The sequence below is a fragment of the Chitiniphilus purpureus genome (genome assembly GCF_025642115.1).
In the GTDB taxonomy this organism is placed as follows: domain Bacteria; phylum Pseudomonadota; class Gammaproteobacteria; order Burkholderiales; family Chitinibacteraceae; genus Chitiniphilus; species Chitiniphilus purpureus.
In genome coordinates this window covers 2,484,689-2,499,413 of record NZ_CP106753.1, presented here as the reverse complement: position 1 = coordinate 2,499,413, position 14,725 = coordinate 2,484,689, and the positions used below count along the sequence as shown (strand labels likewise).

At 64.8% G+C, this 14,725-nt stretch carries 16 protein-coding genes; 13 read left to right on the top strand and 3 right to left on the bottom strand.

All coding sequences use genetic code 11. From position 1 onward, the window contains the following. Positions 1 to 921: a 4-hydroxy-3-methylbut-2-enyl diphosphate reductase gene (gene ispH / locus N8I74_RS11700; RefSeq protein WP_263123284.1), complete on the top strand. Its 921-nt coding sequence runs from the start codon at positions 1 to 3 to the stop codon at positions 919 to 921. 60 nt (positions 922 to 981) lie between these two features. On the opposite strand, the gene N8I74_RS11695 is transcribed toward ispH, so the two are convergent. Next, positions 982 to 2,256 carry an HD-GYP domain-containing protein gene (locus tag N8I74_RS11695; RefSeq protein WP_263123283.1) on the bottom strand — a complete coding sequence of 425 codons (1,275 nt, stop codon included), beginning with the start codon at positions 2,254 to 2,256 and terminating at the stop codon, positions 982 to 984. A gap of 247 nt (positions 2,257 to 2,503) precedes the next feature. Between N8I74_RS11695 and N8I74_RS11690 the strand changes: the two genes are divergently transcribed. The 8 genes from N8I74_RS11690 (at position 2,504) to N8I74_RS11655 (ending at position 10,748) form a co-directional block, all read left to right on the top strand. Beyond that, positions 2,504 to 4,936, top strand: coding sequence for a heavy metal translocating P-type ATPase (locus tag N8I74_RS11690; RefSeq protein WP_263123282.1), 2,433 nt, complete (start codon positions 2,504 to 2,506; stop codon positions 4,934 to 4,936). A gap of 29 nt (positions 4,937 to 4,965) precedes the next feature. Beyond that, positions 4,966 to 5,154 carry a cbb3-type cytochrome oxidase assembly protein CcoS gene (ccoS, locus tag N8I74_RS11685; RefSeq protein WP_263123281.1) on the top strand — a complete coding sequence of 63 codons (189 nt, stop codon included), beginning with the start codon at positions 4,966 to 4,968 and terminating at the stop codon, positions 5,152 to 5,154. 231 nt (positions 5,155 to 5,385) lie between these two features. Then, positions 5,386 to 6,807 (top strand): cytochrome-c oxidase, cbb3-type subunit I, encoded by a 1,422-nt coding sequence (gene ccoN, locus N8I74_RS11680; RefSeq protein ID WP_263123280.1) that lies wholly within the window; start codon positions 5,386 to 5,388, stop codon positions 6,805 to 6,807. Positions 6,808 to 6,835: 28 nt separating this feature from the next. Beyond that, positions 6,836 to 7,450: a cytochrome-c oxidase, cbb3-type subunit II gene (gene ccoO / locus N8I74_RS11675; protein WP_263123279.1), complete on the top strand. Its 615-nt coding sequence runs from the start codon at positions 6,836 to 6,838 to the stop codon at positions 7,448 to 7,450. 6 nt (positions 7,451 to 7,456) lie between these two features. After that, the gene (locus tag N8I74_RS11670) at positions 7,457 to 7,627 is read left to right on the top strand and encodes a cbb3-type cytochrome oxidase subunit 3 (RefSeq protein ID WP_263123278.1); all 171 of its coding nucleotides are present in this window, start codon (positions 7,457 to 7,459) and stop codon (positions 7,625 to 7,627) included. Between the two features lie 23 nt (positions 7,628 to 7,650). Beyond that, positions 7,651 to 8,565 (top strand): cytochrome-c oxidase, cbb3-type subunit III, encoded by a 915-nt coding sequence (gene ccoP / locus N8I74_RS11665; protein WP_263123277.1) that lies wholly within the window; start codon positions 7,651 to 7,653, stop codon positions 8,563 to 8,565. A gap of 146 nt (positions 8,566 to 8,711) precedes the next feature. Continuing rightward, complete coding sequence (ccoG, locus tag N8I74_RS11660; RefSeq protein WP_263123276.1) at positions 8,712 to 10,154, top strand: cytochrome c oxidase accessory protein CcoG; 1,443 nt, start codon at positions 8,712 to 8,714, stop codon at positions 10,152 to 10,154. 90 nt (positions 10,155 to 10,244) lie between these two features. Continuing rightward, entirely contained in the window at positions 10,245 to 10,748 is a 504-nt protein-coding gene (locus tag N8I74_RS11655; protein ID WP_263123275.1) for a FixH family protein, read from the top strand. Here N8I74_RS11655 and N8I74_RS11650 read toward each other — a convergent pair. Next, on the bottom strand, positions 10,729 to 11,718 hold the full coding sequence (locus N8I74_RS11650; protein ID WP_263123274.1) for a tRNA dihydrouridine synthase: 990 nt from the start codon (positions 11,716 to 11,718) through the stop codon (positions 10,729 to 10,731). The two genes, N8I74_RS11655 and N8I74_RS11650, sit on opposite strands and share 20 nt — an antisense overlap. A gap of 133 nt (positions 11,719 to 11,851) precedes the next feature. Here N8I74_RS11650 and N8I74_RS11645 point away from each other — a divergent pair, with 133 nt between their 5' ends. From N8I74_RS11645 to N8I74_RS11630, 4 genes are all read left to right on the top strand, one after another. Further along, positions 11,852 to 12,439, top strand: coding sequence for a LexA family protein (locus N8I74_RS11645; RefSeq protein ID WP_263123273.1), 588 nt, complete (start codon positions 11,852 to 11,854; stop codon positions 12,437 to 12,439). Positions 12,440 to 12,465: 26 nt separating this feature from the next. Beyond that, the gene (locus N8I74_RS11640; protein ID WP_263123272.1) at positions 12,466 to 12,885 is read left to right on the top strand and encodes a VOC family protein; all 420 of its coding nucleotides are present in this window, start codon (positions 12,466 to 12,468) and stop codon (positions 12,883 to 12,885) included. A gap of 148 nt (positions 12,886 to 13,033) precedes the next feature. Further along, a complete protein-coding gene (gene queF / locus N8I74_RS11635) occupies positions 13,034 to 13,861 on the top strand; it encodes an NADPH-dependent 7-cyano-7-deazaguanine reductase QueF (RefSeq protein ID WP_263123271.1) in 828 nt (275 codons plus the stop codon). A gap of 40 nt (positions 13,862 to 13,901) precedes the next feature. Beyond that, on the top strand, positions 13,902 to 14,252 hold the full coding sequence (locus N8I74_RS11630; RefSeq protein WP_263123270.1) for a GFA family protein: 351 nt from the start codon (positions 13,902 to 13,904) through the stop codon (positions 14,250 to 14,252). 227 nt (positions 14,253 to 14,479) lie between these two features. Here the strand turns inward: N8I74_RS11630 and N8I74_RS11625 are convergent, their stop codons facing one another. Next, the gene (locus N8I74_RS11625) at positions 14,480 to 14,710 is read right to left on the bottom strand and encodes a hypothetical protein (RefSeq protein WP_263123269.1); all 231 of its coding nucleotides are present in this window, start codon (positions 14,708 to 14,710) and stop codon (positions 14,480 to 14,482) included. Positions 14,711 to 14,725 lie beyond the last annotated feature (15 nt).

Below are 14,725 nucleotides of genomic sequence, written 5' to 3'. Positions count from 1 at the left end.
ATGCACATCATCCTCGCCCAGCCCCGCGGCTTCTGCGCCGGCGTCGACCGCGCCATCGCCATCGTCGAGAAGGCATTGGAACGGTTCGGTGCACCGATCTATGTACGGCACGAAGTGGTCCACAACAAGTTCGTGATCGAGGATCTGAAAGCCAAGGGCGCCATCTTCATCGAGGACCTCGCCGACGTGCCGGCCGGCAACACCGTGATCTTCTCGGCGCACGGCGTATCGCAGGCGGTGCGCGCCGAGGCGGCCGCGCGCGGCCTGGCGGTGTACGACGCCACCTGCCCGCTGGTGACCAAGGTGCACCTGGAAGTGAAGCGGCTGCGTGAACAGGGCTTCGAGATCGTGATGATCGGCCACAAGGGCCATCCCGAGGTCGAAGGGACCATGGGCCAGTCGCAGGCCGGCATGCATCTGGTCGAGGATGCCGACGACGTCAACGCCCTTGCCGTCGCCGATGTGGAAAAGCTCGCCTACGTGACCCAGACCACGCTGTCGGTCGACGATGCGCAGGTGGTGATCGATGCGTTGCGCACTCGCTTTCCGCATATCGTCGGCCCGAAGAAGGACGACATCTGCTACGCCACACAGAACCGGCAGGACGCGGTGAAGCAGCTAGCACGCGACGTCGATCTCTTGATCGTGGTCGGCTCGCCCAACAGCTCCAATTCGAACCGGCTGCGCGAGGTCGGCGCCAACCTCGGCATCGCCTCCTACATGGTCGACAACGAAACCGAATTGCGGCCCGAGTGGTTCGACGGCCACCTCAAGGTCGGCATCACCGCCGGTGCCTCGGCACCGGACATCCTGGTGCAGCGCGTGATCGACCGTATCAAGTCGCTCGGTGCGCAGACGGTCACGCCGATGGACGGCATCGAGGAAAACGTGGTGTTCTCGCTGCCCAAGGGCCTCGCCTGATCCGACAGCGGCCGTCCCGAAGCCCTATTCCATCGATGTGCCGCGGAAAACGGCGGCCATCTAGCCGTCGTGCAGCACCTGCACCAGCGGTTGGAAATAGGCGGCCGCCTCGGACGATTGCAGCGCGGCGCGCAACGCCAGATCGCGCGCCAGCTCGCGCAGGCGCCAACGGATCTCGCGCAGCACCAGGCTGAGTTCGAACTGCAGCCAACCGCTTGCCTCGCCGATCAGCGTATCGAACTTGCGCTCGTCCGAGCACAGATCGAGTCCCGTGCTGGAAAACGCGCGTTGGATCAACGTAAACCGCGCCTCGACCCGCTCGAGCAACTGCCGTACCGGCTCAGCCTGCGCCTGGGCCTGCCCCATGAAATCACTGAGGGTCTCGACAATACGCGCAATCTTGAGCAGCAACGCATGCATGCTGCTTACATGGTGAGCGGTCTCGTCGGACGGGAAATCATTGGCACGGCACTCACCCAATGCACGCGACACGGCCGACACCAGCGCCGGGTCGTATTCGATGGGCACGATGCGCAGCGCCACCTCGGCCCGCTCCAGCGGGTACTGCCCGCCCTCGGCCAGCGAAGCGATCATCTCGGCCGCGGCCAGCACCCGGCCGCAGCGCGATAGTTGGGCCGCTGGCAGGCCACGCGGATAACCACCGCCATCACCGCGTTCATGATGCTGCAGGATGCATTCGGCCACCTCGGCCGGCATGCCGCACACCTCACGGGCCAGCTTGTGCCCGATCACCGGATGCACCGAGACATGGCGCCAGTCCTCCGGGCTCAGCACCCGGTCGCGCTCCAGGTGCCGCTGGTCGATGTACAGCTCGCCGATGTCGTGCAGGATGCCTGCGGCGGCGATCACGCCCAGTTCGGTTTCGGTCAGCCGCAGGCGGCGCCCCAGTCCGAGGCCGAGCAAGGTCACCAGCACGTAGTGGCGCAACGTCGCCTCATTGTGGCTCGCGGCGACCGTCAGCATGCTGACGGCGGCGGCGTTGAGCGGCAGGTCGCGCAGGCGCGGCAGCAGGCCGAAGTCGTCGAACAGGGGCCGCAGGCCCGGGTTGGCTTCGACGACGGCGTGACCGACCTTGATCAGGTGATCGGCATCCACGCCATCGCTCACGGTCAGGCACGATTCCAGCGGTTTCTTCAGCTTGTGGATGATCAACCGTTCCTGCGTGGCAGTGGAGATGCGTGCGCCCTTGGCCAGCAGCTTGATCCCACTGTCGGTATAGATGTCCTCGCTCGCTTCGATCTCCCGATGCTGCGCAGCCTGGACGACGCGATCCAGATAATGGTGATTCACCGTGGCGAGACTTGCGCTCTCCATCTGCTGCCCCCTGAAAAAGTCGCTGTTCTGATGATGAATGCTTATTTCATCATTCTCTTATATTTCAAGCTGGCCGCACTACCCCGGTATGCGGGAATTGAGCGGTACGAGGCAGCCGACGATCGGAGTGCATGCAATTGCACGCCAAACCCTGCCCGGCACCAGCCGTGCACCACCACAGATGCTGACGCAGGACCGACCAGAACCGCCAAGCAGGCCGCCAGCGTCAAGCGTAAAATGGTGTGCCATGACCTCTGTTTCACCCGCCGCGGCCGCGACGTGCTTCCACTGCGGCGAGCCCATCCCCACCGGCCTTACCCTGCACATCCGTTACCGGAACCGGCTCGAAGGCGCCTGCTGCGCGGGCTGCCAAGCCGTTGCACAAAGCATCATCGATGCGGGGCTGGGCGACTATTACGTACAGCGCGACCGTCCCGCCGACCGAGCCGAGCCCTTGCCTGATGCACTGCGCGAGCAGCTCAGGCTCTACGACGACCCGGCACTGCAGGTGGGTTTCGTCCGTATCGAGGGCGAGCAACGCGAAGCGGCGCTGATGATCGAAGGCATCGTCTGTGCCGCCTGTGTCTGGCTCAACGAGCGCCAGCTGGCGCGGCTGCCGGGCGTACTCGCGGTATCGATCAACTACAGCACCCATCGCGCCAGGGTACGCTGGGACAGTGCCCGCCTGTCGTTGTCGCAGATCCTGGAAACCATCGCCGCCATTGGCTATCGGGCACAGCCCTACGATGCGGCGCGGCAGGAAGCCGCGCAGGAGCAGGCCCGCAAACGGGCGCTGTTCCGGTTGTGGGTGGCCGGGCTGTCGATGATGCAGGTGATGATGTTCGTGGTGCCGATCTATCTGGCACCGCCCGGCGAGATCGAACCCATCTGGCTGACCATGCTGCACTGGGCCAGCGCGCTCTTGACACTGCCGGTGGTGCTGTATTCCAGCTGGCCGTTCTATCAGTCGAGCTGGCGGGATCTGAAGCGCGGGCGTGCCGGCATGGACCTGCCGGTGGCGATCGGCGTGCTTTCGGCCTTCTGCGCCAGCGTATATGCACTGTTGACCGGACACGGCGAAGTGTATTTCGACTCGGTCTCGATGTTCGTGTTCCTGCTGCTGGCCGGGCGCTACCTGGAAAGCCGCGCCCGGCAGAAGGCCGGCGCGGCGCTGGAGCGGCTGGTGAAACTGCTGCCGGCATTCGCCCACCGATTGTCCAACTGGCCCGCGGATCGTACCCCGAGTGAGGCGGCCGTCGCGCACCTGGCGGTGGGCGACGTGCTGTTGATCAAACCCGGCGAGACGGTGCCCGCCGACGCGCAGGTGCTGGAGGGCCAGGCCGACGTGGACGAAGCCCTGCTCACCGGCGAAAGCCGTCCGATCGCCAAGACAGTGGGTGCGACGCTGATCGCCGGCACGGTCAACCGCGACTCGCCGCTGATCGCCCGCGTCACCCAGGTGGGCGAGGACACGCGGCTCGCCGGCATCGTACGCCTGCTGGACCGCGCGCTGGCTGAAAAACCACGGATGGCGCTGATTGCCGACCGGGTGGCCGGCTGGTTCGTGGCCGGGCTGCTGCTGGCGGCGCTCGGCACCTGGTGGTTCTGGCAGCAGCACGATCCGGCACACGCCTTGCCCATCACCGTGGCCGTGCTGGTCATCTCCTGCCCATGTGCGCTGTCACTGGCAACGCCGGCGGCGCTGACCGCAGCCACCGGGGCGCTCGCGCGTCGTGGTGTGCTGATCACGCGCGGTCATGTGCTCGAAACGCTGGCCACGGTCACCGACGTGGTCTTCGACAAGACCGGCACCCTCACGCTGGGCCTACCGCGCCTGCTGCATATCGAGGCACATCGCGGCACACCGGAGCAGGCCCGGCAGCTTGCCGCGGCGCTCGAAGCGCAGTCGGAACACCCGCTCGCGCGGGCGCTGCAGGCCGACACGCCGTTGACCGCCCATGCGCTGGTCAATCATCCCGGCGGCGGCCTGACCGGTACGATCAATGCCGTGCACTACGCGATCGGCGCACCGGCCTTCGTTGCGGCGCAGACCGGCCACCCGGCGCCCATGCCGCGTTCGGATGCCACCCAGGTCGCGCTTGCCGACGAACAGGGCTGGATCGCCACCTTCGAACTGGCCGATACGCTGCGCGAGGATGCCGCAAGCGCGGTGAATGCACTGCAGCGCAACGGCCTGCGGATCCACCTGCTCAGCGGTGACCACGCGGCCGCGGTGCATCAAGCGGCGGGGATGCTTGGCATCCTTGCGGTCCGGCCCGCGGCAAGGCCGGAGGACAAACTGGCCTACCTGAAGGCACTGCAGGCAGAGGGGGCACGGGTGCTGATGGTGGGCGATGGCGTCAACGATGCGCCGGTGCTGGCTGCAGCCGATGTCTCCATTGCAATGGGGGCGGCCACCGACGTGGCACAGGCCGCAGGCGATGCAGTGCTGTATGACAACCGTCTTTGCGAACTGGCTGCAGCGCACGCCTGTGCCCGCAAGACCCGTCGGGTGATCCGGCAGAACCTGGGCTGGGCCCTGGGGTACAACCTGATCGCGCTGCCGCTGGCGATGGCCGGTCTGGTCACGCCGTGGCTTGCCAGCGTGGGGATGGCCGCCAGTTCGCTTATCGTGGTCGGCAATGCATTGCGGCTGTCATCCCTCCCGGCGACCAGATAAACCGGACCAGCGATTTCAGGAGCCTTGCCATGGAAAGCCTCTACCTGTTGATCCCCCTGTCCGTCCTGCTGGCTTTCTGCATCGGCGGCCTTTTCTGGTGGGCAGTCAAAAGTGGTCAGTTCGATGACCTGGATGGGCCTGCACACCGCGTCCTTCATGACGAAGACATAAACAGCGAAGTCAATGAAAACACGGCTGAAGATGAAAAAAACACCTGACGGGCGGCGTCCTCCACGGTAAAATGCGCCTGTTCGCCGAGTCTTTTGACCCAAGTCAAAGATACCGCATTCGCGGTATGAAATAGTCCTCGCCCAACAGCACGATGCCGCAGTTGCAGGCTCCACAGTCATAAGTCCAACACTGGCCCCGGCCAGTCGTCCACGCCCGACCGCAAACGCATCCACCGATTTCGCCTTTCGCTGTTTCTGGAGATCCTTTCGGAGCATTTCATGGAAAACCAAGCCACATACAATTACAAGGTGGTACGGCAATTCGCCTTTATGACCGTGGTCTGGGGCATTGTCGGCATGCTGGTCGGGGTGGTAATCGCCGCCCAGATGGTCTGGCCTGATCTGAATGTCGGGCCCTACTTCCACTTCGGGCGCCTGCGTCCATTGCATACCAATGCCGTGATCTTCGCGTTCGGCGGCTGCGGTCTGATGGCCACCTCGCTTTACGTGGTGCAGCGCACCTGTAACGTGCGTCTGATCTCCGACGGCCTGTCCGCCTTCGTGTTCTGGGGCTGGCAGGCGGTCATCGTGCTGGCCGCGATCACCTTGCCGCTCGGCTTCACCAGCGGCAAGGAGTACGCCGAGCTCGAATGGCCGATCGACATCCTAATCACCCTCGTCTGGGTGGCCTATGCCGTGGTGTTCTTTGGCACCATCGCCAAGCGCAAAGTCAAGCATATCTACGTGGCCAACTGGTTCTACGGTGCCTTCATCCTGGCCGTGGCCCTGCTGCACATCGTCAACAGCATGGAAATGCCGGTCTCGATGTGGAAGAGCTACTCGGCCTATTCGGGCGCGGTGGATGCCATGGTGCAGTGGTGGTACGGCCACAATGCGGTCGGCTTCTTCCTGACCGCGGGCTTCCTGGGGATGATGTACTACTTCGTGCCCAAGCAGGCCAATCGCCCGGTCTACTCGTATCGGCTGTCGGTGGTGCACTTCTGGGCGCTGATCTTCACCTACATGTGGGCCGGCCCGCACCATCTGCACTACACCGCGCTGCCGGACTGGACCCAGTCGCTGGGCATGGTGTTCTCGCTGATCCTGCTGGCGCCGTCCTGGGGCGGCATGATCAACGGCATCATGACGCTGTCGGGCGCCTGGCATAAGCTGCGCACCGATCCGATCCTGAAGTTCCTGGTCACGGCGCTGTCGTTCTACGGCATGTCGACCTTCGAAGGTCCGATGATGTCGATCAAGACGGTGAACGCGCTGTCGCACTTCACCGACTGGACCATCGGCCACGTGCACTCGGGCGCGCTGGGCTGGGTGGCGATGATCACCATCGGCTCGATCTACTACCTGGTGCCGCGGCTGTTCAACCGTGAGCAGATGTATTCGATACGGCTGATCGAGGCGCATTTCTGGATCGCGACCATCGGTACCGTGCTCTACATCGCCTCGATGTGGATCGCCGGGGTGACGCAAGGCCTGATGTGGCGCGCGGTGAACCCGGACGGCACGCTGACCTATGCCTTCATCGACGCGGTCAAGGCCAGCCATCCGTACTTCTTCATCCGTTTCCTTGGCGGCTTCATGTTCCTCTCGGGCATGGTGCTGATGCTGTACAACGTGATCCGCACCGCCATGGCCGGCAAGCCGGTCAACGCCGAGATCCCGCCGGTGCTCGCCCACGCCTGATGCCCGGTCCTGACTAGAAGACACCGCAATGAACAAGATTCAGAAACTGATCGAAGAAAAAGTGGGCTGGCTGGTGGTGCTCACGCTGCTCGTCATCAGCGTGGCCATGCTCGTGGAAATCCTGCCGCTGATGTTCTCCAAATCGGTCACCAAGCCGATCGCCGGAGTCAAGCCATACACGGCGCTGCAGCTGGCAGGGCGCGACATCTACATCCGTGAAGGCTGCTACAACTGCCACTCGCAGATGATCCGGCCGTTCCGGGCAGAAACCGAGCGCTACGGCCACTATTCGGTGGCCGGCGAATCGGTGTACGACCACCCGTTCCAATGGGGCTCCAAGCGCACCGGGCCTGATCTGGCGCGTGTGGGCGGCCGCTACTCGGACGAATGGCATCGTGCCCACCTGATCCGTCCGCAGGATGTGGTGCCCGAATCCATCATGCCGCCGTTCCCGTGGCTGGCGGCCCGTCCCGTCGACGCCGAGTCACTGCCGGCCAAGATGATCGCGCTGCGCAAGCTGGGCGTGCCCTACAGCGACGGCGAGATCGCCGATGCGCCGAGGGCCGTCGCGGGCAAGACCGAAATGGACGCGATGATCGCGTACCTGCAAGGGCTGGGCTTGGCACTCAAGGACAAAAGGTAATCGGCCATGGACCTGCAAACCCTGCTCCGGGCGCTCGTCACCGTGCTGGCCTTTGTCTGCTTCGTGGGCATCTGCATCTGGGCCTACAGCAGCCGCGCCAGGAAAGGCATGGACGAAGCGGCGCAACTGCCCTTCCTCGATGACGACAAGCCCGATTCAGGCGACAAGCAGTCCTGAGCCCATGCGGAGTTGAGAACAAAATGACGGATTTCACAAGCGGTTTCTGGGGCGTCTTCATCGCCGTCGTCGTCATCGTGTCGATGATCTGGCTGGGGTACCTCGTCAAGAGCCAGACCACGGTCAGGCTGAAGAAGGGCGAGGAGGCCAAGGTCACGGGCCATGTCTGGGACGAAGACCTGGAGGAATACAGCAATCCACTGCCCGGTTGGTGGATCGTGCTGTTCTACGCCACCATCGTGTTTTCGGTGGTGTACCTGGCGTTCTACCCGGGCCTCGTGGTGATGGGCAATCTGCGCAACTGGTCGTCAGGCGGCCAGCACCAGCAGGAGGTGCAGAAGGCCAATCAGAAATACGGCCCGGTGTTCGCCAAGTACCAAGCGATGCCGATCGCCCAGGTGGCGCAGAACCCTGAGGCGCGCGACATCGGCAAGCGCCTCTTCTACACCTACTGCATCCAGTGCCACGGCACCAATGCAGAAGGCGCCAAGGGCTTTCCCAACCTGACCGACAGCGACTGGCTGTACGGCGGCAAACCCGAGCAGATCGTCGAGACGCTGAACAAGGGTCGCCATGGCCAGATGCCGCCGTTCGGCGCGGCCTTCGGCGAGGAAAAGGTGCGCGACGTGGCCAATCATGTGCTCAAGCTGGCTGGCCGGTCACACAACGAGGTCCGCGCCGCACGTGGCGAGGCCACCTTCAAGCAGGTGTGCATCGCCTGTCACGGTGCCGACGGCAAGGGCAACCAGAGCATGGGTGCGCCCAACCTGACCGACAACGTGTGGCTGTATGGTGGCTCGGAAGCCACCATCGTCGAAACCATCACCAACGGACGCGACAACGTGATGCCGGCCTGGCAGGCCTTCCTGGGCGATGCCAAGGTCCATCTGCTTGCCGCCTACGTCTACGGCCTGTCGAACCCAGCCGCGGCCAGATAAACCCCATGGCAGGGTGAGGTGGCGCCGGGAAGCGATCCTTCCCCGTGCCCTGCGCCCTGCTCTTTCGTATCGATCTTGAAGCAGAAGCCTGCCGCAAGCGCGTCTTATCCCGATGCGCTTGTACCCGTCTTCTGCGAGGGATACCCATGGCCAAGAAACTGCAGGACATTCCCGTCACCGTCATCCACGAGACCAAGGATGGCGAATACGAGGAAGTCAAGCTCTACGCCAAGCACAAGAAAATCTATCCGCGCTGGATCAATGGCTTCTGGAACAAGTGGCGGATCTTCTTCGTGCTCGCCACCCAGCTCTTCTTCTATGGCATGCCCTGGTTGACCTTCAACGACCGGCAGGCATTGCTGTTCGATCTGGCCAACCGCAAGTTCTACATCCTGAACCTGGTGTTCCTGCCACAGGACTTCATCTACCTCACCGCCCTCCTGATCGCCTGCGCGCTCGGTCTTTTCGCCTGGACCACCATCGGTGGGCGGTTGTGGTGCGGCTACGCCTGTCCGCAGACGGTCTACACCGAGATCTTCCTGTGGACCGAGAAGTGGATCGAAGGCGACCGGATGCAGCGCATCAAGCTCGACAACGGGCCGAACGACGCGCGCAAGATCGGGCTCAAGACCGCCAAGCACACTGTGTGGATCGTGTTCTCGCTGTGGACAGGCTTCACCTTCGTCGGTTACTTCACCCCGATCCGCGAACTGTGGCAGGCCATGTTCAGCCTGGGCCTGGGGCCGTGGGAGACCTTCTGGATCCTGTTCTACGGCTTTGCCACCTACGGCAACGCCGGCTGGATGCGCGAGCAGGTCTGCAAATACATGTGCCCGTACGCGCGCTTCCAGAGCGTGATGTTCGATGCCGACACGCTCATCGTCAGCTACGACGCTGAACGCGGCGAGCCACGCGGCAGCCGTAAAAAAGGCGAGGACCACAAGGCGGCCGGCAAGGGCGACTGCATCGACTGCAAGATGTGCGTGCAGGTCTGTCCGGTGGGCATCGATATCCGCGATGGGCTGCAATATGAATGCATCGGCTGTACCGCCTGCATCGACGCGTGTGACGAGATCATGGACAAGATGCATTACCCGCGTGGCCTGATCCGCTACACCACCCAGAACGCGCTGGAGCACAAGTATCCGGAAACCGCGTTCTGGTCGCGCCTGAAGCGGCCGCGGGTGGTGCTGTACGCCATCCTGATCGGCATTGTGCTGGCGGTGACGGTCGTCTCGCTGGCGTTGCGCCAGCCGCTGAAGGTCAACATCGCCCGTGACCGCGCAGTGCTGGTACGCGAAACCGATGACGGGTGGCTGGAAAACAGCTATCGGCTGCAGATCGAGAACGCCGATGAGCACAGCCATATCTATGTGATCGAACCCGCCGGCCTGCAAGGGCTGCGCGCGCAGGTCGAAGGCGGCAACCGGATCGAGGTGGCCTCCACCGGCATCGCCGAAGTCGGGGTGCGGCTGCAGGTGCCCCCAGGCAGCGCCACGCCCGGCACGCATCCGGTACGCCTGCGGGTGCGGGCGCTCGACCGGCCGGATATCGCCACCGAAGAGCAGCTCACCTTCATCAGCCGCTGACCCCACCGGGCCTGCCGAACTTTCGGCGGGCCCGGGTTCTAATCCGATTTGGACCAATCCGCCGGCCGCTGCCGGCATCGTGTGAAGCCCATGCCTGCCTCCCCCCCTGCCCCACCCTGGTACAAATCGCCCTGGCCCTGGTTCCTGATGAGCATTCCCGCGCTGGCGGTCGTGGGCGGCATCGTCATGCTCTACCTGGCCATCACCAGCAATGACGGCTTGGTCAGCGACGACTATTACAAGGAAGGCCAGGCGATCAACGAACAACTGGACCGCGACCGCGGAGCCGCCCGGCTGGGACTGCACGCGCAGGTGCTGCTTGCCGACAACGGCAAGGACCTGCGCGTGGTGCTGGACCGGCCCACCAGTGCGGCGCTACGCCTCAAGGTCGTGCACCCGACCCGCGCCGGCCTGGACCAGACGGTGGCGCTCAAGCGGGAGACCGAACGGCTTTACACCGCCACGCTGGCGGTACCGCTGACCCAACCGCGCTGGCGCGTGGAACTGGCCGACGCTGCGGGAACCTGGCGGCTCACCGGCGTGTGGCAGCTCGACCTGCTGGCGCCGCTCGAACTCAAGCCTGCGGTACGCTGAGCGCCCCGATATCCGCCTGCGGCCGGCAGGGCGCCGCGGCGGCCACCTCATCGAACACCAGCGCCTCGACCAGGCGCGGATCGGTCTGCGTACGGATACGCTGGAACAGCGCCTCGGCCTGCGGGTGGCTGCGCCGCAGGTAGGCCAGCCACTGTTTGAGCCGACCCGCCTGATGCTTGGGCTGCACAGTCGGCTTCACCTTGTCCCAGAAAGGCCGCAGCAACGGTTCGATGTCCGCCCAGCCGGCACCGGTGCCGCTGCGGGCAGCAAGGGCCAGGCCCGGATCGGCGACCATGCCCCGCCCCAGCATCACGTCGTCACAGCCCGAAATGGCGCGACAGCGCTGCAGATCGTCGACGGACCAGATCTCGCCATTGGCGATCACCGGAATCGTCAGCGCCTCGCGGATCTCGGGCAGTTCCTCCCAATACGCTGGCGGACGATAGCCGTCACGCTTGGTACGCGCATGCACCACCAGTTCCTCGGCCCCGCCCGCCGCCAGGGCCTGGGCGCATGCCAGCTTCTTTGCACGATCCTCGTATCCCAGGCGCATCTTGGCGGTGACCGGCATGCCGGCGGGCACGGCACAGCGCACCGCCGCCGCGATCCGATACAGCGACTCCGGCTCGTCCAGCAGCACGGCACCGCCGCGGTGGCGGTTCACCGTCTTGGCGGGACAACCGAAGTTCAGGTCGATCCCCGCCGGGCCGAGCGTGGCGAGCCGGGCCGCATTCTCAGCCATGCACACCGGATCGGACCCCAGCAACTGCACCCGCACCGGCACGCCGGCCGGCGTCCTGCTGCCGTTACGCAGTTCAGGCGCGATACGCAGGAAGAAGCGTTCGGGCAACAAGGTGCCCGACACCCGGACGAATTCGGTCACGCAGAGGTCCACGCCGCCCAGCCGGGTCAGCATGTCGCGCAGGATATGGTCGAGCAGCCCCTCCATCGGGGCAAGATAGATACGCAAGGACGGCCGTCCGCAAGGCAAAGGGCGATCTTACCCGAAGCCATGCCGCTGCGTTGACAACAGAACAGTCGTTCGCTAACCTCGCAGAACGAATGTTCTGCTGCCGGCATCCCCGGCCTTTCAGGTGAACACCATGGGCAATCCGAATCGCGATCCCGAATATCTGGCCAAGCTGCAGGATTATTACGCCGACTACCGCAGCCTGCCCTCGTACGCCGTGATCGGCGAGCTGCTCGGCATGGCCTCCAAGTCGGCCGTTTCCGCACTCGTCAAGCGCCTGACGCTGGCAGGCTTTCTCGAAACCACCCCTGATCGGCGCCTCGCACCGACCAAGCGTTTCTTCGAACGCGAGCTGGCCGATTTCAACGTGCCGGCCGGCCTGCCCGCCGCGGCCAACGATGCGATGAGCGAGGCGGTCAGCATCGACGAATACCTGATCCCACGCCCGTCGAGCACGCTGCTCGTCAAGGTGCGCGGCGATTCGATGATGGAGGCCGGCATCTACGATGGCGACATCGCCGTCGTCGAGAAGCGCCACGGCGCCCAGGTCGGGGACGTCGTCGTCGCCATCGTCGATGGCGAATACACACTCAAGGAACTGGCACGCGACAAGCAGGGCTACCTGCTGCTGCCCAGGAACCCGGCGTACGATCCGATCCGACCGCGCGAAGGGCTGGAAATCTTCGGCATCATGGTCGGGCTGATCCGCAAATACCGTTGAAACCCCTTGCCCGGAACCCCCTCACCATGCGCCAGCGCCTCAACCTGATCCTGCTCGGCGTCGCCGATGTGCAACGCGCTGCCACGTTCTACGAGGCGTTGGGCTGGCGCCGCGCGCGCGCCGGCCACGACGAATTCGTACTGTTCGACCTGGGCGGGGTCGCCCTGGCATTGCAGCCGCGCGCGGCCTTCGCCGCGGATGCGGGCGCCGACACGGTGACCTGCACCGGTTTTCCGGGTTTTGCGCTCGCCTACGTGGCGCGCCAGCCCGAGGAAGTCCAGCAGATCATGGCACGGGCGGCGCAGCTGGGCGCCGTGATCGTCAAGCCCGCCAGCCGCACTGCCTGGGGCCATGCCGGCTACTTCCGCGATCACGACGGCCATCTCATCGAGGTGGTCTACGAAGATGGCTGGCATTTCGACGCCAACGACAACCTCGTGCTGTGACGCCCGCCGCGCCTCGCAGGATGGCGCGCGCCAATCGACCATGGTGGCTGCATCCGCTGCGGCAGGATTGCTGTTCCGCGGTGCGGGCACGGGTATCATTCAGGCTTTGCAAGCGCGTCCCGCATGCGGCGCTGCCATAGGATAGGCCATGAGCTCTGCAGATCTGTCTCCGTTAGGCAAGGCGGTTGCCTACCAATCCGAATACGACCCGGGATTGCTGTTTCCGATCGCCCGCCAGGGCAAGCGCGATGAGATCGGTGTCGCCGCCCCGCTGCCCTTCATGGGCGTCGACATCTGGAACGCCTACGAGCTGTCGTGGCTGAACGCGCGCGGCAAGCCGCAGGTGGCGCTGGCCTCGTTCGACGTGCCGGCCGACAGCCCCCACATCGTCGAATCGAAGTCGTTCAAGCTCTATCTGAACAGCTTCAACCAGACCCGGATCGACGGCCCTGATGAAGTGGTCCGGCGACTGCGCCACGATGTGTCGCAGGCCGTGGGCGCTCCGGTCGCGGTGACACTGACCCTGCCGGAGCGCTTTGCCGAACAACGGTTGGCCGAGCTGGACGGCTACTGCATCGACAACCTGGATATCGAGGTGGACACCTACCAGCCGCAACCGGGGCTGCTCCGCTGCGACGAAGCCGACGCGCCGGTCGACGAGGCGCTGGTATCCAACCTGCTCAAATCCAACTGTCTGGTCACCGGCCAGCCGGACTGGGGCAGTGTGCAGATCCGCTACGTGGGTGCGCCGATCAACCGCGAATCGCTGCTGCGCTATCTGATCTCGTTCCGGGAACACAACGAATTCCACGAACAATGCGTCGAGCGCATCTTCATGGACATCCTGCGCGCCTGCCGACCGCTGCGCCTGTCGGTCTACGCCCGCTATACCCGCCGCGGCGGCCTTGACATCAATCCTTACCGCAGCAACTTCAGCGGCCCCCCGCCCGGCAACCGTCGTGGCGCGCGGCAGTAGCAGATCAGCCTTTCCCCCAATGTCCCCAGCGAGGTCTCCCATGCTCTACCACGGAAGCTGCCATTGCGGCCGCATCGCCTACGAAGTGGAAAGCGAACCGGTCAGCCAGGTGATCGAATGCAACTGTTCGATCTGCCAGCGGCGCGGCCACCTGCTGTTCTTCGTACCCCGCAGCCACCTGCGCCTGACCACGCCTGAAGAGCACATCGCCAGCTATAGCTTCAACACCCACCGCATCCGCCACCAGTTCTGCCCGGTGTGCGGCTGCGGCCCCTTCGGTCTTGGCACCGACCCCCAAGGCAACGAGATGGCCGCCATCAACGCCCGCTGCCTGGAGGATATCGACCTGGCCGCATTGCAGCGCCAGCAGTACGACGGGCGCAGCCACTGAGCATCCGGCTGCAGCGCGGCCACTGTCGGCGTCCGCTGCCGGTATGGGCAGCGCCTAGCCTTTCCGGATAGCGTGCGCCTCAGGCACCGTGACGGCAGCACGACGACGAAGACGGGCACTCACCTGTCATGCCCTCGTGCCTGCGGCCCAAATACCTCCGCCGCGCGACGTTCGATACGTCCCCGGGCTGCCTGCCAGCCCTGCTGCACCGGATTTCGCCAGCGGGGCTAAGTACCCTGGCCAGCAATACCTGGGCGCACGTCCAACGTTGGCAATGGGGTCAACGGCGGTGGGCGCCGCTCGGGCATGGTGGGCGGGTTGGGGTAGCGCGGTGGCGTCAACAGGGGCGGTGGGCTGGGGCGAAGCGGTGGTGCAGTCGGGGACTGCGGCGCCGCCGGCGACAAGGCGATGGTCGACAGCACCAGTGCCAGGCCGGCAATCAGGATCGAAGGGCGCATGGCAGCACTCCAGAG